Annotated in this window: 18 protein-coding genes; 13 read left to right on the top strand and 5 right to left on the bottom strand. The window is 37.4% G+C overall.

Going from position 1 to position 20,511, the window contains the following annotated elements; genetic code table 11:
- Positions 1-21: 21 nt before the first annotated feature.
- A complete protein-coding gene (locus ACFOOI_RS00620; RefSeq protein ID WP_379833784.1) occupies positions 22-1,227 on the top strand; it encodes an acyl-CoA dehydrogenase family protein in 1,206 nt (401 codons plus the stop codon).
- The gene (locus ACFOOI_RS00615) at positions 1,224-2,294 is read left to right on the top strand and encodes a phosphotransferase family protein (RefSeq protein WP_379833781.1); all 1,071 of its coding nucleotides are present in this window, start codon (positions 1,224-1,226) and stop codon (positions 2,292-2,294) included. The genes ACFOOI_RS00620 and ACFOOI_RS00615 overlap by 4 nt, the downstream gene beginning before the upstream one ends.
- 57 nt (positions 2,295-2,351) lie before the next feature.
- Here ACFOOI_RS00615 and ACFOOI_RS00610 read toward each other — a convergent pair whose 3' ends face one another.
- The 3 genes from ACFOOI_RS00610 to ACFOOI_RS00600 form a co-directional block, all read right to left on the bottom strand.
- Positions 2,352-3,380, bottom strand: a complete 1,029-nt coding sequence (locus tag ACFOOI_RS00610) for a hypothetical protein (RefSeq protein WP_379833778.1) — start codon at positions 3,378-3,380, stop codon at positions 2,352-2,354.
- A gap of 105 nt (positions 3,381-3,485) precedes the next feature.
- Positions 3,486-4,403 carry an alpha/beta hydrolase gene (locus tag ACFOOI_RS00605; RefSeq protein WP_379833775.1) on the bottom strand — a complete coding sequence of 306 codons (918 nt, stop codon included), beginning with the start codon at positions 4,401-4,403 and terminating at the stop codon, positions 3,486-3,488.
- Positions 4,404-4,445: 42 nt separating this feature from the next.
- On the bottom strand, positions 4,446-6,500 hold the full coding sequence (locus tag ACFOOI_RS00600) for an OmpA family protein (protein WP_379833773.1): 2,055 nt from the start codon (positions 6,498-6,500) through the stop codon (positions 4,446-4,448).
- Positions 6,501-6,901: 401 nt separating this feature from the next.
- On the opposite strand from ACFOOI_RS00600, the gene ACFOOI_RS00595 reads away from it, so the two are divergent.
- Entirely contained in the window at positions 6,902-7,174 is a 273-nt protein-coding gene (locus tag ACFOOI_RS00595) for an RNA recognition motif domain-containing protein (RefSeq protein ID WP_379833771.1), read from the top strand.
- Between the two features lie 69 nt (positions 7,175-7,243).
- Here the strand turns inward: ACFOOI_RS00595 and ACFOOI_RS00590 are convergent, their stop codons facing one another.
- On the bottom strand, positions 7,244-8,158 hold the full coding sequence (locus ACFOOI_RS00590; RefSeq protein ID WP_379833768.1) for a serine hydrolase: 915 nt from the start codon (positions 8,156-8,158) through the stop codon (positions 7,244-7,246).
- Between the two features lie 117 nt (positions 8,159-8,275).
- On the opposite strand from ACFOOI_RS00590, the gene ychF reads away from it, so the two are divergent.
- The 10 genes from ychF to ACFOOI_RS00540 all read left to right on the top strand — a co-directional run bounded on the left by ychF (position 8,276) and on the right by ACFOOI_RS00540 (position 18,128).
- Entirely contained in the window at positions 8,276-9,379 is a 1,104-nt protein-coding gene (ychF, locus tag ACFOOI_RS00585) for a redox-regulated ATPase YchF (protein WP_379833765.1), read from the top strand.
- A 155-nt stretch (positions 9,380-9,534) separates the two neighbouring features.
- Positions 9,535-10,296, top strand: coding sequence for a hypothetical protein (locus ACFOOI_RS00580; protein WP_379833763.1), 762 nt, complete (start codon positions 9,535-9,537; stop codon positions 10,294-10,296).
- Complete coding sequence (locus tag ACFOOI_RS00575; RefSeq protein WP_379833760.1) at positions 10,289-12,304, top strand: ComEA family DNA-binding protein; 2,016 nt, start codon at positions 10,289-10,291, stop codon at positions 12,302-12,304. The genes ACFOOI_RS00580 and ACFOOI_RS00575 overlap by 8 nt, the downstream gene beginning before the upstream one ends.
- A gap of 23 nt (positions 12,305-12,327) precedes the next feature.
- A complete protein-coding gene (locus tag ACFOOI_RS00570) occupies positions 12,328-13,314 on the top strand; it encodes an alpha/beta hydrolase (RefSeq protein WP_379833757.1) in 987 nt (328 codons plus the stop codon).
- Positions 13,315-13,363: 49 nt separating this feature from the next.
- Positions 13,364-14,059, top strand: a complete 696-nt coding sequence (locus ACFOOI_RS00565; RefSeq protein WP_379833754.1) for an SDR family NAD(P)-dependent oxidoreductase — start codon at positions 13,364-13,366, stop codon at positions 14,057-14,059.
- A gap of 3 nt (positions 14,060-14,062) precedes the next feature.
- Positions 14,063-15,532, top strand: coding sequence for a cryptochrome/deoxyribodipyrimidine photo-lyase family protein (locus ACFOOI_RS00560; RefSeq protein ID WP_379833751.1), 1,470 nt, complete (start codon positions 14,063-14,065; stop codon positions 15,530-15,532).
- Entirely contained in the window at positions 15,504-16,151 is a 648-nt protein-coding gene (locus tag ACFOOI_RS00555; protein ID WP_379833748.1) for a flavin reductase family protein, read from the top strand. The genes ACFOOI_RS00560 and ACFOOI_RS00555 overlap by 29 nt, the downstream gene beginning before the upstream one ends.
- The gene (locus tag ACFOOI_RS00550; RefSeq protein WP_379833746.1) at positions 16,117-16,293 is read left to right on the top strand and encodes a DUF2256 domain-containing protein; all 177 of its coding nucleotides are present in this window, start codon (positions 16,117-16,119) and stop codon (positions 16,291-16,293) included. Before ACFOOI_RS00555 ends, ACFOOI_RS00550 begins: the two co-directional genes overlap by 35 nt.
- 76 nt (positions 16,294-16,369) lie before the next feature.
- A complete protein-coding gene (locus ACFOOI_RS00545) occupies positions 16,370-17,851 on the top strand; it encodes a cryptochrome/photolyase family protein (RefSeq protein ID WP_379833744.1) in 1,482 nt (493 codons plus the stop codon).
- Positions 17,838-18,128 (top strand): hypothetical protein, encoded by a 291-nt coding sequence (locus tag ACFOOI_RS00540; protein WP_379833742.1) that lies wholly within the window; start codon positions 17,838-17,840, stop codon positions 18,126-18,128. The genes ACFOOI_RS00545 and ACFOOI_RS00540 overlap by 14 nt, the downstream gene beginning before the upstream one ends.
- Before the next feature lie 306 nt (positions 18,129-18,434).
- Here the strand turns inward: ACFOOI_RS00540 and ACFOOI_RS00535 are convergent, their stop codons facing one another.
- Positions 18,435-20,279, bottom strand: a complete 1,845-nt coding sequence (locus ACFOOI_RS00535) for a gamma-glutamyltransferase family protein (protein ID WP_379833739.1) — start codon at positions 20,277-20,279, stop codon at positions 18,435-18,437.
- Positions 20,280-20,511 lie beyond the last annotated feature (232 nt).

Here is a 20,511-nt window from a genome sequence, read left to right as displayed (position 1 = left end):
TTCTTACTTCATCATATAATCATGCGAAATATTTTCGAAACCGAAAAAACTAAAAACCTAATACCCAAAATAAAGGCTTTTTTAAAAGAGCACATCTATCCTTTAGAAACGTATGAAAACATTAATGGAAACTTTTCAAAGATAGAGCCTACCCTACTTCAAAAAAGAGACTTACTAAAAAAGCAAGGTTTATTTGGCCTTCAACTGACCGAAAGCGAAGGTGGTTTGGGCTTAACCCTTTGTGAGTTTGGCCAACTTTCTGAAGTTTTGGCATATTCGCCTTTTGGCCACTTTGTGTTTAACACCCAAGCACCCGATATTGGGAACAGTGAACTTTTACATAAATATGCGTCAAAAGAACTCAAGGACAGATTTTTGGCTCCTCTACAAAAAGGCGAAATAAGGAGTTGCTTTAGTATGACAGAACCAGAATTTGCAGGTTCTAACCCAACCAGAATGGGCACCACCGCTGTAAAAGACGGTGACGATTACATAATTAATGGGCACAAATGGTTTACTTCGTCAGCAGACGGAGCGGCTTTTGCTGTAGTAATGGCCGTAACAAATCCCGAAAACCCAAGACATCAACAGGCCAGCCAAATCATTGTTCCGTTAGATACTCCTGGATATAAGTTTATCCGAAATATTCCGATTATGGGGCATGAAGGCGACAGCTGGGCAAGTCATGCTGAAGTGAAATATGAGAACGTTCGAGTTCCTCAGAGCTATTTAGTAGGACCCGAGGGTTCTGGATTTAAACTAGCCCAAGAGCGTCTAGGACCGGGTCGGATACACCATTGCATGCGTTTTATTGGTATTGCTCAGCGTTCTTTTGACTTGATGTGTTCTTATGCCCTTTCGCGTGAATTAAATTCTACCTCGCGTCTTTCTGACATGCAGTTCATACAGGGTTTTATAGCTGAAAGCAAGGCTGAAATAGATGCTGCAAGACTGTTGGTACTCAATACCGCAAACAATATTGATGCACTAGGTGCTTCGGCTTGTCGCGACGAAATATCGGCCATCAAGTTTTCTACTGCCAATATGATGCTTCGTGTTGTAGACAGAGCCATTCAAACCCACGGAGCACTAGGCATAACAAGCGACGTTTTGTTGTCGTATTGGTATGCCCACGAGCGTGCATCACGTATATATGATGGTGCAGACGAGGTTCATAAAAGTGCTTTGGCAAAAAATATTCTTAAAAATTTTGTATCTGAATCATGAAAAACCTAGATCAAGCTTCAGAGGTGAGAAAAGGAGAAGAGTTAGACCAAGAAAAACTGAAGCAGTACTTTAAAAATAATGTTACTGAGCTATCTGAAATTTTAGAAATAAAGCAATTTGCTGGTGGCTATTCAAACCTTACCTACCTTATCAAAACTCCTCAAAAGGAGTATGTACTTAGAAAGGCTCCTGCTGGTGCAGCGGCAATAAAGGGCGGGCATAACATGAAACGTGAGTTTGGAATCTTAGATGCACTTAAAAATGCCAATTTTAAACAAATTCCTACTCCCATTCACTTTTGTGAGGACGAAAGTATAGTTGGATCTGAATTTTACATCATGGAAAAAGTAGTGGGAAGTATTTTAAGAACTTCTCAACTAAAAAACATCAAAGATGAATTGTCAGAAAACCGAATGCATAACCTTTCAATAGAGTTATGCAAAGCTCAGGCTGAACTTCACAAAATAGACATTTTTGCATCAAAATTAGATCAGCTAGGGAAACCCGAAGGGTATATCAAAAGACAAGTAAACGGCTGGCACGAGCGATATCTTAACTCAAAAACAGATGAAGTCCAAAACATGGAAAGTGTTTATGAGTGGCTTTCGCATAATATTCCAGAAGAAATAAAGCCCTCACTGATTCACAACGACTACAAGTATGACAATGTAGTGTTGAATTTAGAAAAGGAAGCAATACTTGCTATTTTGGACTGGGAAATGACCACCATAGGCGACCCAAGAATGGACCTCGGAACTACACTTTCGTATTGGGCAGAATCTGGCGATCAGCCTTTCGAAAAGAATTTTAACCTAACTTGGCTACCTGGAAACCTAAAAAGGACAGAGTACATTGCCGAATACCAAAAGATAAACCCAATTGACCTGAAAGATATCTTATTTTTCTATGTTTTTGGCTTGTTTAAAAATGCGGTTATCATTCAACAAATATACGCCCGATACAAAAAGGGCTTAACAAACGACCCTCGGTTTGAACATTTAAACCTCGGAGTATTAAGACTCTCAGAAAAAGCGAATCAATCGATTTTGTCTAAGGAAATGAAATAAAAAAAGGGAGTAACTTTTAAGCTACTCCCTTTTTATATATTTTAATTTTGGCCTAGATTATCTATTCAAAATCAAATTTTGAGTCATTGCCTCAGTTCCATTTATTACCCTAACAGTAAGGTTAGTTGTAACCATTCCTGCTGGAAGAGTATATGCTTTTCTCAATTCTTTTACCGAGCCATTCATTTTCATAATCACTCTACCGTCTTGATTTGTGATATCAACCATTATCTTGTCAGTATCTCTCATTCCAGTTAGTTTTAAGTTAAACTCACCTTTTGTAGGGTTAGGCCAAACTCCAATCTCTTTCACAAAATCCTTACTTTTACCTGAAGTAAAAATAGAGCCATCTTTTGTGCCTTTTAAAGAATTATTGTCTTTTACCCAAACACCATTTTTAATGTGTGCTATACCGTCACCATTTTTCAGGTTCACGTTAACTGCCTCATCAGAAGATGATTTTAAAACCCAGTATTCAGTTTGGCTAATTTCTTCCACATTGTAGTCAAGTGTGTTATTAACATCCAAAGGATTGTTTGCTACATACCTTGCTTCTACAGTATTTCCTTTTAAGTTTGATGCATTAAATGATCTGTAAGAAGCTCCATCACCAACTGGAAAATCAAACGAGCCATTTCCAGTTTTAGAAACTGGTGCAGCTACGTGAGAATAATCAGACGCTCCAGAATGTGTAGCATCAGCAGAAAACTCAACACCCGAATTGTTATACGACGAAACTATTCCCTTTTGGAAAACTGCCTCTTCGTTTACTTTAATTGGCGTTTGAAGATTAACATCATTGTTTATTTCTACTTTCGAAAACTCAACTTTTTCAGTTCCAGAAATAGTCTGAGCACCTTGGCCGTCTATTACTACAGAACCTTTTGAGATTAACGAAGCATTGTTTTTTAAGTCTCCTCTTAAGTGAACTTTACCGTTGTTTGAGATTTCTCCATTGTTTACAACCTCAGAGCCAAAACTAACTAATGCTCCTTCGCTGATATGGATTTTGGTAGAGTTTACCACCTGAGCAAAACTAGAAGATACAGCTACGGCCATTCCTAAAGTAAGTATTGCTTTTTTCATAATATTGTTGTTTTCGTTTTTTTCTTGATATAAAATTACTCTTTAGTAGATAATAATAAAAATATCAAACCCCTTTTTTATTAAATGGTTGACCAAAAAAAGCCATCACATCCATTTATGTGCCTTCATCCAGTCCTCAAGCCTATTTGGCCAAGTAGCCACTGGACCTTTATTTGATTTTTTCATAGAAAACCCATGCCCTCCGGCATCATAAAGGTGCATTTCAGAAGGCACATTAAACTTTTTCAAAGCTTTGTAATATTCAATACTGTTTTCTACCCTTACGCCATCATCAAAAGCATGTACCAAAAAAGCAGGAGGCGTTTCAGCCGAAACCTGAAGTTCATTGGAATAAAATTCTATTTTCTCGATACTCGGATTTTCTCCAATCAAATTATTTCTAGAGCCCATGTGAGCATATCTGTCTGAAAGTGAAATTACGGGGTACATCAAAATAGTAAAATCAGGACGCACACTTATTTTATCATCTGTAAGTTCTCCTACTTGAGTATTAAAATGCGTGGCTGCAGTTGAAGCTAAATGCCCACCGGCAGAAAAACCCATTATCCCCACTTTTGATTCATCTAAACCATATTTAGTCGCGTTTTTTCTTACATATACTATTGCTTGCTGGGCGTCTTGCAAAGGCCTTATTTCGGCGTTTTCATACATTTCGTCATCTGGCAATCTATATTTTAAAACAAAAGCTGTAACTCCACGCTGGGCAAACCACTCTCCTACGGAAGTGCCCTCATGATCCCATGCCAAAATATGATACCCACCTCCTGGACAAATAATCACAGAAGCTTTTGAAGGATTATTTTTGGGTTTAAAAACAGTAAGCGAAGGTTCTGTAATTTGTCTCTTTCGAGTAATTCCATCCTTCGGATTCGTAATACTTTCTTCCGAAATAGAGAGATTCGGTTTTAAACCTGGCACTCCATCAGAATATAAAGGAATGACAGTTTGAGCAAAAGTTTCAAAGGCCAACATACTGATGAGTAAGCTAAAAATTAGTTTCATGAATGGTTTATATAAAAAGGTTGAATAAAAAACGAGCTAATACTACATCTCTGAAGTTTGGTCTATCTCCAATACTTTAAACTCAGTTCTTCTGTTTACTTGGTGTTCTTCTTCTGTTTTGGCATTTTGAACAATCAGCTCCGTTTCACCGTAACCTTTGGCCGATAGCCGCTCTTTGCTGATACCTTTTATTGATAAATAATTAATAACGGATTCCGCTCTTTTTTGAGAAAGCCTGATGTTATAAATATCAGTACCTCTACTATCAGTATGTGAGCCTAACTCAATTTTTATACTCGGATTGTCTCTCAAAATCTGGACGAGTTTATCCAGTTCTTTGGCAGCATCGTCTCTAATGTCGAACTTATCTAGATCGTAATAAATATTTTCAAGCCTAAAGGTTTTACCAATAAATACTTGCTCTAAGTTAATGTTAGTGTGATAGGTGGTATCTGTAACTGGCTTTTTAAGTAGTGCTTGCGGGATATTCCTTCCATACATGGAGAAGTTCTCGCGTTTGGTTAAATATTTTGCTTTGTCCACTAATACAATATAATCTGTGTCTTCTTCTAATTTTTGGGGGCCAAATTTTCCATTTTGAGTTTCAAACTGAGCAACTAACTCCTCTATGCCACCTTCAAACTTAAAAATCCTCACTCTAGCAGAATCTAAAAGTTGTTTTTTGTCTTTTATCAATGCGGCCACTTCTCCTTCTAAATAGTAATTAACCACTTTCAAGTCCCCGCTTTGTGGATTATCATTGATAGATGCTAAAGGATTCGAAGGCTCCGCTTCTGAAGTTTCATCCTTAGGGGCTTTTGGAGCTTGGTAGTAATAAATATCATCGTTTCCCTTTCCTCCAGTCCTGTTAGATGTAAAAAATATATTTCCGACTTCGTCAATAGATAAACCAAAGTCATCCATTGAAGAGTTAAACGGCAGGCCCATATTGTCTACAGATATCTTTCCTGCTTTTCTTTCGGCTACAAAAAGATCTAACTTTCCCAAACCAGGGTGACCATCAGAAGCAAAATATAACTTACCGTCTGAGGTTACAAATGGAAACATTTCATCTCCCGCAGTATTAATAGCTTTGCCCATATTTACCGGATTACCGAATCTGCCTGAAGCATCCATGTTAACCCTATATATATCTAGCCCACCGATACCGTCGCTTCTATTTGAAGAAAAATAAAGTGTTTTACCATCTCTTGAAAATGCAGGAGAGCCGTCCCAAGCCAAAGAATCAGAGGCACTCACTAGCTTGGGTTCTGTCCAACCTTCGTTAGGAACTAATCTACTGATATATAAGTCTACATCAGGCGAAATATCTTTTCTTTTGCCTGAATTTCCTCTAGCAAAAACCATAGTTTTGCCATCTGGCGTAAAAGTAGGTGTACCTTCATTTCGCTCAGGATCCATTATGTTTTTACTAAATGGCTCCGCTGGGCCAAATGTCTCTAAATTTGGATCCACCTTTGATTTATAAATTCCTAAATAAGGAAGTCCGTTTGCATAGATTTTGTCTTTTTTGGAAGCCGAATAAACCAAATAACCACCCTGCACAATTCCAGAGAACTCAATTCCTTCCGAATTTAAGCTGGTAAGGTTTTTAAATTCCAAATCGGTCTTCTTAGATTTAATATCTTCAATCATTTGAAGGGTATTTGTTTCTCTCAGTGCTCTTTCTAGATATACTTTATTATCTGGCTTTAGTGCAATATATTCTTCAAATTTAGCTTTGGCTTTTGTGTATTCTTCGTTGGCTTTAAGTGCATATGCATAGTTAAATATGGCATCGGCATCCGTACTACCTAATGTGAATGCTTTTTCGTAGTAAGGTATGGTTTCAATCCACCTATTGGTTAATCTGTAGGCGTCTGCAATTTTGAGATTGAGGTCAACCAATTGAGGTGTGTCTAATTCTTTTACCTTTAAAAATTCTTGGATTGCGATATCGTAATATCCATTTTGAAAACTATTTAGTCCCCTCTTATAATTTTTTATTTGAGCAAATGATGGGCACGACACAAAAAAAAGAATCAAAAAACTGAAAAATTTTATTTGATTAATTACTACTTTTTTATTCTGACTCATGCTATTGGGTTTCATTAAAGGCAATTTAACTTTTGCTAAAAACAAATATAAAACGACTTGGGCATTTTATTGTTGTGAAAAATATTTATTTGAAATAAAAATCGAAACTTATTAAAGACAGTACTTCATATCTGAAAGTTTAAAAATATGGAAGTTTTGTCTGTAGCCAACCAATATAAGTTCGTAAAAGATAAGGATTTTGATTGACTTTGACCTTTAAATAAACATTTTTGAAAATAAACTAAATATTTTTAGATAAAGGCTTGCAGATTAAATTAAAACTGTTACCTTTGAAACGTTTTCGAGTTCTTATTTCGCTTGCACTCTTTGGTATTTACAGATTCCCTTTGATTTTGCTTCGATGTTTTAGCTCTAGTATTAATTTTTTATTTATTTATTTTATGAACATTTTCGTAGCAAAATTAAATTACGACACTTCTGATGACACTTTATTAGGTGCATTTGAAGAATTTGGAACTGTAGATTCAGCCAAAGTTATCATTGACAAATTCACAGGCCGTTCTAAAGGTTTCGGTTTTGTTGAAATGCCAAATGACGACGAAGCGAAAAATGCAATCAACACTTTGAACGAAACCGAATTAGACGGACGTACAATTGTTGTTAAAGTTGCTGAGCCTAAAGGCGAAAGACCTCAAAGAAGAGAAAGATATTAATTTCCTTTTGAAGAATATTTCAAAAGAAAGCCTCCTACGGAGGCTTTCTTTGTTTATAAGCATTTCTGTTTAGTACCATTTATCATAATCTTTCGTTGGTTTCCAAGCTGACTTCGGCTCAAAATGCCTCCAAAGCACAGCGGCTACATTTCTGATTAATTCATAGCCAGCGTTTCCCCTTTCCCAAGAAATATCTTTTTGATTTTTAGTTACCACACAATAGGCATATTCACCATGAGGTGCATGAATAAGAGCGACTTCTGAGCGAGAGGCATCCACTGCTCCAGTTTTACATGCAAACTTTACACTTTCTGGTATTTGAGATAAACCTTCACCGTCCCAAAACTGATTCCCCAGCGTTCTATACATTCTATTTGATGCAGCTTTAGAAAACATTCCCTGATTTCTGATTTTCACTAATAACATTGCCATATCTTCTGGATTGGTTTGCCCCCATCCGTATTTTTCCCAATCGGATTTCCTGCCCGGAGTTCTGCTATTTACCTTAATGCTATTCAAGTTTAAGCTATCCATCAAATTATTAATATTTTCGCCACCTACTATTCCTTGTAACCAGAGGCTTGCTGTGTTATCACTCAAAGTTTCCATAAGCCAAATCACTTCTGCAAGCGGAACCTTTGAGCCGTCTTTCAGCGACCCCGTTATTCCATCATCGTATTTGATAGCTTCCGAGTAAGTCAAAACGGAATCATATTTTAATTCCCCCTTTGTTATTTTTTCAAAAACCCCTACCATAATCGGCACTTTGACCATACTTGCTGTTGGGAATGTTTCTTTCTGATTAATGGAAGCAACTCGATTAGTTTTTAAGTTGATCACATAAATACCCACTTCTCCCTCGAAGCTCGCAGTTAATAATTCTAATTTCTCTTGTAGTTTCAGATCCCTTTTTTGTCCAAAAACCACGGAATTTGAAATAAATATTAAAGTAACGGCAAAAGCTAAAAACAGTCTATTCTTCATTTTAGATATATTTAAACCTTAATTTAAGAAATAAAACTACAAAAGCGGTGCATGTTCAAGCAGCTAATTTTGAGGATAACTTAATTTGACGTAATTTTGCGGAAAATTTAAGAATATATGGCCCTTAAGACAGGAATAGTGGGATTGCCAAATGTAGGAAAATCTACTTTGTTTAATGCAGTTTCTACAAGTGCAAAAGCACAAGCGAGCAATTACAGATTTTGTACGATAGACCCAAACACGGGCCTAGTGGATGTTCCAGACAACCGTTTATATCAATTAGCTGAAATTGTAAAACCAAACAAGGTGGTGCCTACTCAAATTGAGATTGTAGACATTGCTGGTTTAGTAAAAGGAGCTAGTAAAGGTGAGGGCCTTGGTAATAAATTTCTAGGTAACATCAGAGAAGTAGATGCAATCATACATGTAGTTAGATGTTTCGAAGACGAAAATGTTTTGAGAGAAGAAGGAGCTATTAATCCGGTATCTGACAAAGAAATAATTGACACTGAACTACAGTTGAAAGACTTAGAAAGTGTTGAAAAGAAAATACAAAAAATAGCCAAACAAGCAAGAGTAGGCGGAGATCCTTTAGCAAAAATAGAATTAGACATACTTGAAAGAGTAAAGTCTTGGTTAGAGCAAGGTAAAAACGTAAGACAGCTTGGTTTGGTTAAAGAAGAACTTCCGGCTATTGCTGATTTGTTTTTGCTTACCATCAAACCAACGCTATATGTTGCCAATGTAGACGAGCCTTCGATGCACACGGGTAATAAATACTCAGAAATGTTACAAAAAGTAGCAGATGAGGAAGGAGCTGAAATGATTATTTTAAATAACTCAATAGAAGCACAAATAGCTGAACTTGAAGACGCTGACGACAAAGCCATGTTTATGGAAGAATACAAAATGACCGAACCTGGTTTAAATAGACTATTAAGATCGGCTTACAAACTTCTTAATCTTGCTACATATTTTACAGCTGGTGTGCAAGAAGTAAGAGCATGGACCATAGAAAAAGGCTGGAAAGCACCTCAAGCAGCAAGTGTGATTCACACTGACTTTGAAAAAGGATTTATCAAAGCTGAGGTTATCTCGTTTGATGATAGAATTAAATATGTAACTGAAGCGGCATGTAAAGAAGCCGGCAGACTAAGAATAGAAGGAAAAGAATATATAGTAAACGACGGCGACGTAATGCATTTTAGATTTAACGTCTAGTTATCAAGGTATTTATTTAAAAGCCGATTTGAAAAAATCGGCTTTTTTTTGTTTTAAAATTCTGAGTTTTTTATTAATTTAGAAATTAAACCATAAATAAGCACAAGCACAATTTGAAGAAACTCTACTTCTTTCTACTTTTTTCCCATTCAATATTGACCACTTCTGCTCAATATTCCTATCAAACGGCTGACGTTTGGGGGCAGGCAAATTCCGCCGTGGCCAAACCAAGTTTAGCTTCTGTTTATACTAATCCAGCGGCAATGTCTTTCCTTAAAGTGGATGGAATTGGGGTAGGATTTCAAAAAATATTGCCTGTAGCGGGATTTCAAACTGTTGGACTGTGGGGACAATACACACTAAAAGTTGGAACCATAGGAATTTCTGCCGATAAATTTGGAGATGAACTTTATCATGAATCTCAAATCGGGATGGCGTTTTCGAAAAAAATAGACCGAATAGCTCTAGGCATAAAAGCATCCTATCTAAATAATGGAATAGAAGGACTCAGTAGCAAACAAACCCTATTAAGCGAATTTGGAATTTTAACTGCACTAAACAGCCAATTAAATGTGGGTTTGCACGTAATAAACCTAACAAGAGCTGCACTTTATGACAGCCAAGTACTACCGACAGTGATAAACGTAGGCTTAAGCTGGATGCCTTCTGAAAAAGTGAATTTTACCTCTCAACTTATATATCCAGTTAGCCAAAAACCAAACATCAGGCTGGGAATGTGCTATACAATTCGGCCAAACTTGAGTATCAGCTCCGGAGTAGACCCTAATGTCCGTTCTATTCATTTTGGAATTGGAATAAACCTCCAAAAATTCAAATTTGATTATGCTACAAACACACACCCAAACTTTGGACTTTCAAATAATGTTTCACTCCAATTTTTGAAGCCAAATGAATAAAAAACTTTTACTTCATATATGTCTAGTTTTTTGTATTTCTCGAATAACAAATGCTCAAAATTTTCAACGACCAGAGATTGATTTAAATGAATACATTCTAAAACTCACCCCTTTTCAAACCGAAGATGTAGACTACGAAGATATCTATGAGAATCTTTTTACCTTGGTACAAAACCCGATAAACCTAAACAAGGCGGACATCAATCAACTCCAAAGTTTATTTATTTTGTCAGAATCAGAGACTAATGCAATTTTGACCCACAGACAGAAATTTGGAGACTTTCTAAGTATATATGAGTTACAAGCCGTTGAGGGACTTTCTATGGAAACCATTCGCCAGTTATTACCCTTCGTGGTGGTTAACCCAACTTTTAAAACGCCAAATATTAGAAACCTGAAAATGCGAGCTACAGATAGCTATTTGGTCTTGAGAATGGACCAAACTTTACAAAAATCTAAAGCTTATACCGAAAATAAATATTTGGGTTCGCCCCAACGGGTATATACCAGACTTAGAATGAGCCACTCCAAGGATTTTAGTCTTGGTTTTGTTTCTGAAAAAGACCCCGGAGAAACCAACTTGCTCGATTATTTTAATTTCCATATCCAAGTACAAAACAAAGGAATCATAAAAAATGCAGTTTTGGGCGACTACCTTACCCAGTTTGGTCAAGGGTTGATTTTTTCAGCTGGTTTTGCTGCCGGTAAAGGATCTGAGCCAATATATACCACAAGAAGAAGCAACTTAGGCATAAAACCATATAATTCAGTGGTAGAAAACCTCAACATGAGAGGAGGAGCAGTAACCCTAAAAAAGGGAAATGTAGAACTTACCACCATGGTTTCCCACAACAAAAGAGACGCATCTGGCCTAGACCCTGATACTGAAGACGAGCAAACTTTTTTTAGCAGTATTTTGAGTAGCGGTTTTCACCGAACAGAAACTGAAATAGCGAATAGAAAAACTGTTTCAGAAACTAATGTTGGAGCCAATGTTTTGTACAGAGTAGATCATATTCAACTTGGCTTTTCTGCATTAAAAACAAACTTTGACAATTATTTTCAAAAAAGAGACTTACCCTACAATAATTTCCAATTTAAAGGAACTTCTAACTTTATTTTAGGGCCAAATTTTTCTATTAACTGGCAAAACTTTAACATATTTGGCGAAGCCGCCAAGTCTAGTTCAGGTGGGTATGGATATGTACTTGGAGCAGTGGCGGCCCTTAGTTCAAAAATAGAATGGGCCATAAACACACGAAACTATCAAAAAAACTTTCACAGTTTTTATGGTTCGGCTTTTTCTGAAGGAAGTCAAACAAACAACGAAAAGGGGATTTATACGGGCATAAAATTTACACCTAAAAAAGGATTGGTTTTAACTGGATTTTATGACCAATTCACGTTCCCTTGGCTCAAATTCGGCATTGATGCCCCATCTTCAGGATATGATTATCAGCTACGGATATCAAGACAGCCGAACCGAACTTTTACACAATTTTTGGCTTTCCATCATGAGGTAAAACAAAGAAACGACCCACAAAATGAGTTACCTTATAATACTTTAATAGATACATACAGAAACAACCTTGTGCTTGGAACTTCCAAAACTCTTCGGGGATTTTTAACGCTTCAAAACAAAATACAATATAACGGGTTTAAAATCGGAGCAAAATCAAATGGCTTTGCTGTAATCCAAGACATTGAAGCCAAAGTCAATCGAATTCAAATAAAAACAAGAGTGGCCTATTTTAACACAGATGATTACAACAGTCGAATATATGCTTATGAAAATGACGTACTTTATGCGGTTTCTTTCCCGGCATATTATGGTAGAGGTTGGCGTTTTTATTTGGTTAGCAAATTGCCAATAAACAATAAAATTGATGCTTGGATACGACTTTCGCATACAAATGTAAACGAAAGGCCATATATTGGCAGCGGAAATGATCAGTTGCCGGGAAACAATAAAACTGATATGAAATTACAACTCAGATATCGCTTTTAAAACAAACCTATTTTAACCATAAAATGAAAAAAACTACTCTAATAATTCTTTCAACCCTGGTTGTTGGCGGAGTAATTTATGCTTTCGGGCCAAGACCAAATTCAATTTCAACAAAAGAGTATAAGTTTGACTTACCGGATGCTTCTCAAGAACTAGAAGACCTAATAAACCAAAGTGAGTTATCGACTCCGGGGCTTAAACCTGACAACCAAGCTCGAATAATTTGGGCTGACACAAGCAAAAAAGAAATGACTGAAAACGCTTTTTTGTATTTACATGGATTTTCTGCTAGTCAAGAGGAAGGTGACCCTGTGATTCAAGATATTGCCAAGCATTTTGGAGGAAACTTATATCTTAACAGACTAATAGGCCACGGAATAGACCTAGGAGATGAAACCATGTCTGACTTTACGGCCGAAAAAGCAATAGAATCAGTAGAAAAGGCATTAGCAATCACCCAAAAACTTGGGAAAAAGGTGCATATTGTGGGGACATCATTTGGTGGGGCTTTAACATTATACTTGGCTTCAAAACACCCAGAAATTTCTACAATAACTTTATATTCCCCATGCATAGAGATAGCAGACCCTTCCGCTAAACTATTGGATAAACCGTGGGGACACCAAATAGCGAAATTGGTGAAAGGCGAAAACTTTAACGATATCACCAAAGTAAACGAAATTCAACCTAAATATTGGTCGATGCACTACAGATTAGAGGCCGTGGTTCAACTCCAAAACTTCCTTTCTACTTTTATGGTACCTGCCACGTTTGAAAAAATAGATATACCGGTATTTGTTGGTTACTACTACAAAGACGAAGAAAACCAAGACAAGGTGGTGTCAGTACCCGCCATACTCAAAATGTATGATACACTAGGCAGTAAAAATAAAGAGAAAATGGCATTCCCAAATACTGGAAACCATGTAATGGCTTCTTATGTGCATTCAAAAGATTACCAAACAGTAGAAAAAGAGTCTATATTTTTCTTAAGTAAATACATAAAATAAACTTGACTATGGGGTAAAACAATTCCACTTTTATGGAAGTTTACCCCATATGAAAAATTACCTAATAGTGGGTGGCTCTTCGGGGATTGGAGCAGCTACCGTAAAGATTTTAGCAGAAAACGGCAATCAGGTTTTTGCAACCTATTTTAACTCCCAAAAAACAGATGCAGAAAGCATAAATTACCATCATTTAGATGTAACGGCCGAAAGTTTAGACTTGAGCTTTTTACCGGAAACCCTCGATGGCGTTGTTTATGCCCCTGGCAGAATTAATCTAAAACCATTTACAAGGTTTAAATCAGCTGACTTTATTGAAGATTACGAAGTACAAGTCTTAGGAGCGGTCAAAATCATCCAAGCCGTTTTGCCAAAACTTAAAAAGTCGGGTGCAGCTTCTATCGTACTTTTTTCTACAGTTGCGGTGCAGTCTGGCTTTAACTTCCATAGTTTGGTGGCAGCCTCAAAAGGTGCCTTAGAAGGACTTACAAAAGCCTTGGCTGCGGAATTTGCTCCAAGTATCCGTGTAAATGCTATCGCTCCTTCCATAACACAGACACCTTTAGCAGGAACGCTGCTAAACTCCCCAGAAAAAATAGAAGCCAACGCCCAACGCCACCCGCTGAAGAAAATAGGCTCACCAGAAGACATAGCCGAAATGGTGGCTTTTTTACTCTCTGATAAGTCCAGCTGGATAACTGGACAAATTTTGCACGTAGACGGTGGTATGTCGAGTATCAAAATGTAAGTTTTGGAGAGAAAAAAAATAAATATCGTTTGGTTAAAAAGAGATTTGAGAACCCAAGACCATGCGGCATTGTATGCGGCAGAATATGAGGTAACCCCATATCTCATTATCTATTTGATAGAACCAACTATCATTTCTTATCCTGACACTTCATTAAGGCATTTACAATTTCAGTATCATAGCATTTTGCAGATGCAAAGCAAATTAGAAGCTGCGAACCAAAAAGTGCATATATTGTATGCCGAGGCAATAAATGCTTTTACGTATCTTAATGAACATTTTGAGATCCAAAAAGTATTTAGTTACCAAGAAAGCGGTATAAAGCTTACTTTCAATAGAGATTTGGCAGTTAAAATTTTCCTAAAAGAAAATAATATAATTTGGACAGAATTCCAGAGAGATGGAATTTTGAGAGGAATTAAAAACAGAACGGGTTGGGATAAGGCTTGGTACCAAATGGCACACTCGGAGCAGTTTAAAAATATATTTTCGGAAAGCAAATCTATTGAATTTGTAAATCCATTTCCACTTGCAGGCGAATTTGAACAAGAACTAAATAAGTACCCCAGAGAATATCAGCCTGCTGGCGAAGATTTCGGCCAAAAATACCTCCAAACTTTTACTAACCATAGAGCTGCGAATTATTCTAGGCATATTTCAAAACCACTAGAAAGCAGAACATCGTGCTCTAGGCTTTCTCCGTATTTAGCTTGGGGAAACTTATCAATCAAGCAGGTTTATCAAGCGTTGGAGTCTGCAAAAAACTCAGGTAAGTACAAACGGCCAATTGATAATGCCATCACAAGACTGCACTGGCACTGCCATTTCATTCAAAAATTCGAGACCGAATGTGAATACGAAACTCGTTTTTTAAATGCAGCCTACAATCAAGTGGTTTGGAATAAAAACGATGAGGCTCTGCAGGCATGGAAAGAAGGAAAAACAGGTATACCACTCATAGATGCTTGCATGCGAGCACTTTGGCAAACCGGCTGGATAAATTTCAGAATGCGGGCCATGGTGGTTTCATTTTTATGCCACCATTTGTTTTTAGACTGGCGGTCAGGAGTTTATCATTTGGCAAATCTTTTTTTAGACTACGAACCGGGCATTCACTATTCGCAGTTTCAGATGCAGGCGGGCACTACAGGCATAAATTTGATTCGGATTTACAACCCAATCAAACAATCACAAGAGCATGACCCAAATGGTGTTTTTATTAAAAAATGGATTCCTGAGCTGCAAAATGTACCCGATAAGTACATACATGAACCATGGAAAATGCCGCTGATGGAGCAAGAGCTCGCCAATGTGAGAATAGGTACAGAATATCCGGCCCCGATAATCGAACCTGAAAAAGAAATAAAGAACAATAGAGACAAGATTTGGGCCTTTAGAAAGACCAAATCAGTAAAAATAAACAACCCTTCAATAGTAGAAAAACATGCAAGACCACGAAAAAAAAGTATTTGATACCGAAGATTTACTTCAAATGGAAACGCGATATCGGGCGTCTTTTATTAATTCACTTGGCGGGTTTAAGAGCGTAATATTGGTTGGAACCCAAAACAAACAAAAAGAAACTAACCTTGCCATTTTTAACTCGTTTATTCACATAGGAGCCAATCCGGCACTCTGTGCCTTTATCGTTAGGCCTGATGTTTCGCCTCGTCATACCTTAGAAAACATATTGGAAACGGGTTTTTATACCATCAATCACCTCAACGAGAGTATCTATAAAAATGCCCACCAAACCTCCGCCAGATACCCAAGAGAGATTTCTGAATTTGATGCCGTAAAACTGAAAACTAGCTATTTGGATGACTTCTTTGCACCTTTTGTGGCTGAGAGCGAAGTTAAACTTGGTTGTGAATTTCAGCAAAGAATAGATATTGAACTAAATGGCACTAGCCTGATTATCGGTAAAATAGTAAAAATAGAAGTGCCTGAAAAGTGCATTCAAACCGACGGATTTATAGATATTGAACTGGCAGGAAGTCTCACCGTTAGTGGCTTAGACAGCTATCATAAAACCGAGCGACTTTCGCGACTTAGTTATGCAAAGCCCGATAAATGGCCTACTGAAATCTAAAATGAAACGGGTTCTTAAAGCAAATTTACCAGAAAAAACCTGCCCAGTGTGTGGACTAAAGTTTAGCTGGCGTAAGAAATGGGAGAAAAACTGGGAGGAAGTGAAGTACTGCAGCGAGCGATGTAGGAGACAAAAGGGATAATGTTTATTTTTTTTCCATTTGGAAATTAAGATTAGTTTTTTTTACAAAATTGGGGTTGTTTTTTTTATAAAATCATATGAAAGTTCGGCTTATTTTTCCACATCACTTGTTTGAAGACATTGATTTTCTGGGTGATTACGATTCTATTTATATTATAGAAGAATACTTGTTTTTTAAGCAATATAGTTTTCATAAAGCTAAAATAGCATTTCATAGAGCCTCTATGAAGTATTACGAAAACCTAATCACTAGTAAGTTTCCTAATAAAACCACCTATGTGGAAAGTCAAAATGAGCTGTCAGATATAAGGAAACTAATGCCTCATTTGATAGAAGTCGGCACTTCTGTAATACACTGCTTTGACCCAAGTGACTTTTACTTAAAAAAACGAATGTTATATTTCGAAAGTAGGATCAAAATTACGATTGAAGAGTCTCCCCTATTTTTAAATTCCGTATCAGAGTTAACTGCATATTTCAAGACTAAAAAACGTTTTTTCCAAACCGAGTTTTACATCAACCAACGCAAACAAAGGAATATACTTTTAGAACCCAATAACGAACCTAAAGGTGGCAAATGGAGCTTTGACGACGAAAACAGAAAGAAGTATCCTACCCAAAAAACACCTCCTTCAGTAAATTTTCCATTACAAAATATTTATTTAAACGAAGCTGTAACTTATACCAAAACATACTTCGAACACAACCTAGGCCAGCTAAATACTTTTTGGACCTACCCAAGTACCCACCAAGAAGCCAAAGAATGGTTTAGTGATTTTTTAGAAAAGAGATTTTCCGATTTTGGCACCTATGAAGACGCCATACACAAAGAGGAAATACTGCTGCATCACAGCTTATTGTCGCCCTTATTAAATGTGGGGCTTTTAGAAATTAATGACGTAATAAATCAAATAATAAGATATTCGGAAGATGTAAATGCTCCATTAAACGACACAGAAGGGCTCGTAAGGCAACTCATTGGTTGGAGAGAATTTGTCAGAGCATTTTATGAATTAAAAGGTGTGGAGTCTCGAACAAAGAACTTTTGGGGTTTCAAAAGGAAAATACCCAAAGCATTTTATGAGGGTACTACCGGCATAGAGCCCATAGATGACACTATAAAGAAAATACTAAAAACAGGCTACTGCCATCACATAGAGCGTCTCATGATTTTAGGCAACTTCATGATTCTCTGCGAATTTGACCCTGACGAAGTGTACCGCTGGTTTATGGAGTTGTTTATAGATGCCTACGACTGGGTGATGGTACCCAATGTGTATGCCATGAGTCAGTTTGCCGATGGAGGACTTTTGGCCACCAAGCCTTACATCAGTGGCAGCAATTACATTTTGAAAATGAGTAATTACAAAAAAGCTCCATGGACTGAGACTTGGGATGCTCTTTTCTGGCATTTTATGGACAAACAAAGGGCGTTTTTTAATAAAAACCCGAGACTAAAAATGTTAGTAAGTAGTTTTGACAAAATGCCTGAAGAGAAAAGAACCCGCCTTTTAGAGCGAGCAGGCGAGTATTTGGAGAGCTTGGATGAGGTTAAATAACGTTAAGACAAACCGATCGTTAAAAGACAAAACACGCACCGATTGTTTTAATACTTACTTTAAAATAGCAATAAATGATTCTACCTTAAAATCGGTAGAGTTCTATTTTACTGAGCATGGAGTTACCAAATCTAAAGGTTTAAGTGCATATGTCAGCTCGGAAAATTGCAAAATTGGCCGCAACCTAATTCACATTAAAGCCTTAGAAGTAGATAGTTTACCTAAAAAAATATGGACAAGCTATGTCACCATTCCATTTTGGTATGCAAAAAATTAAGAATTTGGTTCAAAAAGGTATAACTAAATTCTTTTTAAATTATTTTTTCTTTTCCAAACTCCTTAGAAACTCAAATATAATTCTCATTTTTTATTCTATGGGAAATGTAAAATATTCAACATAAAAAAACCTCTAAACCCTTAAAAGAGCCTATACTCCTCCATTCATAAAAGGAAATTTAAAAAGAAGGCATTGTTCCTTCTCATAAAAAATCTTCCGAATACTTTTTAAAATAATTGGCTCCACAACAATCAAATGCCGCAGAGCCAATATTATGAGTTAAATATGTTTTCTTCCCAAACCGAGTTACCAGCCTAGGCCGTAGTCTTCGCCGTGGTTACTTGACCCGCCCCAAAGTGTGCCGTGTTTCCAGTCTAAAAATATAGCGTTTATTGGTCCACTTGTACGGGGCTGGTATTCTAATTTATACCCCATATTTAATAAATCGTTACGTATCCAAGGTGGCATTTGCTCGTTTAGCATCAATGAGCCAGGTTTCTTTTCGTGGTCACCAAAAGACGAATACATCTGATAAGTTTTAAAGCTCGGTGCCTCACAGGCCTCTTGCACGGTCATGTTAAACTCCACCATATTCAAGAAAAACTGAAGCAATAGCTGGTCTTGCTCATCGCCCGCTTGTTTGGCAAAAGCCAAGAAAGGCTTTCCGTCTTTAAGTGCTATACTTGGCGTTAAAGTTACCCGTGGCCTTTTGCCCGGCTCTACCACATTAAATGGATTTTCGGCAGCATCAAGCACAAACGATTGCATGCGTTGGCTAAGTCCCACGCCCGTGTTTCCGGCTATACAGGCCGGCACCCAACCGCCACTCGGCGTTATAGATACCACCCAACCTTCTTTGTCGGCCGAAATAACCGAAGTGGTTCCGGCAGTAAAATCTTCTAAAAACTGTCCGCCCACAGGCCCTTCATTTATCTTCCCTACCTTCTCACCTTTAATTTGATCCAAATACGGATTCACTTTATTTTCGTAAGGATACGGGTCGCCGGGTTTTACGTTGGGGTCGTTTTTATCCCAATTGATTAGTTTTAATCTATCCTTTGCGTATTGCTTTGACATCAACCCTTTCATGGGCTCTTCGGGTTCAAAAGCGGGGTCACCATAATAAAAATCCCGGTCAGCAAAAGCCAAGTTCATGGTTTGATAAAGTGTATGAATATATCGCGTAGAATTGTACCCCATACTTTTCAAGTCAAAGTTTTCGAGCATATTTAAAGCCTGTAACATAACTGGCCCTTGTGTCCACTGCTGCAGTTTAAACACTTCTATTCCTTTATAATTGGTAGACATCGGCTCTTCTATTTTCACTTTCCATGTGGCTAAGTCCTGCTCGGTAATTAAACCGCCCTGCTCTTGCGTGCCTCGGGCTATTTCTTTGGCTATATCTCCTTTGTAAAACCTGTCGTATGCCGCATAGATGGCATCCTTGCGTGACTTTCCACTCTTCAATGCCGCCTGCTCGGTTTCTACTAACTTTTTTAGGGTTTCGTACAATTCTTTTTGCACAAATATCTCCCCAGCCTCAGGTGCCTCGCGGCCTTCGCCCAAGTGCGGCAAAAATACTTTTTTAGAATACGGCCATTGCTTAATTTGGTCTTTGCCTTTTTCTATGGCATTGGCAGTTTGGCCTTCTATTGGGTAGCCTTGTGCAAGTTCCATGGCAGGTGCCAATACTTCTTTTAAACTCATGGTGCCGTATTCGGCCAGCATGGTCAAAAGGCCACCTGGGGTACCAGGGGTAACTGCCGCCAATGGTCCATATTGTGGGGGATATTTATATCCTTTTGACTTATAAAAATCTGCCGTAGCACCCGTAGGAGCCACACCGAGTGCATTTATAGCAATCACTTTTTTTGTTTTCGGATTATAGATTAAAGCTTGTGTTTCGCCGCCCCAACTGAGCACATCCCACATGGTACAAGTGGCGGCCAACATAGCACATGAAGCATCTATTGCGTTTCCGCCTTTGGTAAATATCATAGCTCCGGCAGTAGCAGCCAATGGTTTCCCGGTAATGGCCATCCAGTTTTTACCGTGTAAAGGTGGTTTTTGGGTTTGAACAGGAAATGTATTGAAAGACTGTCCAAAGGAATTTATGGTTAAAAAAGTAAAAAGTATACTTAGTTTTTTCATGAAGTTTAGAAGGTTAGTTTTATAACAAATATGTGAAATTTTCTTGGGTTTTAATTAAAAACAGGACTCTTTTATTACAGGTTTTTTCAAAAAAAATAGCCCGCATTAATAGATTTAGAAACATATTTTTAAAATATTTTAATTATTATATAGAAAACTTACGTTTTATAGGCAAAATACGGGGCTTTTGTCTTCATATTTCTTTTAAAATTTCCCTATTTATGACTTAATT

Origin of the sequence: Lacihabitans lacunae (genome assembly GCF_042649125.1) — a bacterium.
Lineage (GTDB): Bacteria > Bacteroidota > Bacteroidia > Cytophagales > Spirosomataceae > Leadbetterella > Leadbetterella lacunae.
Note: the sequence above shows the minus strand (reverse complement) of the source record. Positions and strands in the feature narration are given on the sequence as shown.

What these genes read in the sequence shown, in the direction of transcription:
- ACFOOI_RS00620 (WP_379833784.1), top strand. Translation starts at nt 22, where the DNA reads ATGCGAAATATTTTCGAAACCGAAAAAACTAAAAACCTAATACCCAAA.
- ACFOOI_RS00615 (WP_379833781.1), top strand. Translation starts at nt 1,224, where the DNA reads ATGAAAAACCTAGATCAAGCTTCAGAGGTGAGAAAAGGAGAAGAGTTA.
- ACFOOI_RS00610 (WP_379833778.1), bottom strand. Translation starts at nt 3,380, where the DNA reads ATGAAAAAAGCAATACTTACTTTAGGAATGGCCGTAGCTGTATCTTCT.
- ACFOOI_RS00605 (WP_379833775.1), bottom strand. Translation starts at nt 4,403, where the DNA reads ATGAAACTAATTTTTAGCTTACTCATCAGTATGTTGGCCTTTGAAACT.
- ACFOOI_RS00600 (WP_379833773.1), bottom strand. Translation starts at nt 6,500, where the DNA reads ATGAGTCAGAATAAAAAAGTAGTAATTAATCAAATAAAATTTTTCAGT.
- ACFOOI_RS00595 (WP_379833771.1), top strand. Translation starts at nt 6,902, where the DNA reads ATGAACATTTTCGTAGCAAAATTAAATTACGACACTTCTGATGACACT.
- ACFOOI_RS00590 (WP_379833768.1), bottom strand. Translation starts at nt 8,158, where the DNA reads ATGAAGAATAGACTGTTTTTAGCTTTTGCCGTTACTTTAATATTTATT.
- ychF (WP_379833765.1), top strand. Translation starts at nt 8,276, where the DNA reads ATGGCCCTTAAGACAGGAATAGTGGGATTGCCAAATGTAGGAAAATCT.
- ACFOOI_RS00575 (WP_379833760.1), top strand. Translation starts at nt 10,289, where the DNA reads ATGAATAAAAAACTTTTACTTCATATATGTCTAGTTTTTTGTATTTCT.
- ACFOOI_RS00570 (WP_379833757.1), top strand. Translation starts at nt 12,328, where the DNA reads ATGAAAAAAACTACTCTAATAATTCTTTCAACCCTGGTTGTTGGCGGA.
- ACFOOI_RS00565 (WP_379833754.1), top strand. Translation starts at nt 13,364, where the DNA reads ATGAAAAATTACCTAATAGTGGGTGGCTCTTCGGGGATTGGAGCAGCT.
- ACFOOI_RS00555 (WP_379833748.1), top strand. Translation starts at nt 15,504, where the DNA reads ATGCAAGACCACGAAAAAAAAGTATTTGATACCGAAGATTTACTTCAA.
- ACFOOI_RS00550 (WP_379833746.1), top strand. Translation starts at nt 16,117, where the DNA reads ATGCAAAGCCCGATAAATGGCCTACTGAAATCTAAAATGAAACGGGTT.
- ACFOOI_RS00545 (WP_379833744.1), top strand. Translation starts at nt 16,370, where the DNA reads ATGAAAGTTCGGCTTATTTTTCCACATCACTTGTTTGAAGACATTGAT.
- ACFOOI_RS00540 (WP_379833742.1), top strand. Translation starts at nt 17,838, where the DNA reads ATGAGGTTAAATAACGTTAAGACAAACCGATCGTTAAAAGACAAAACA.
- ACFOOI_RS00535 (WP_379833739.1), bottom strand. Translation starts at nt 20,279, where the DNA reads ATGAAAAAACTAAGTATACTTTTTACTTTTTTAACCATAAATTCCTTT.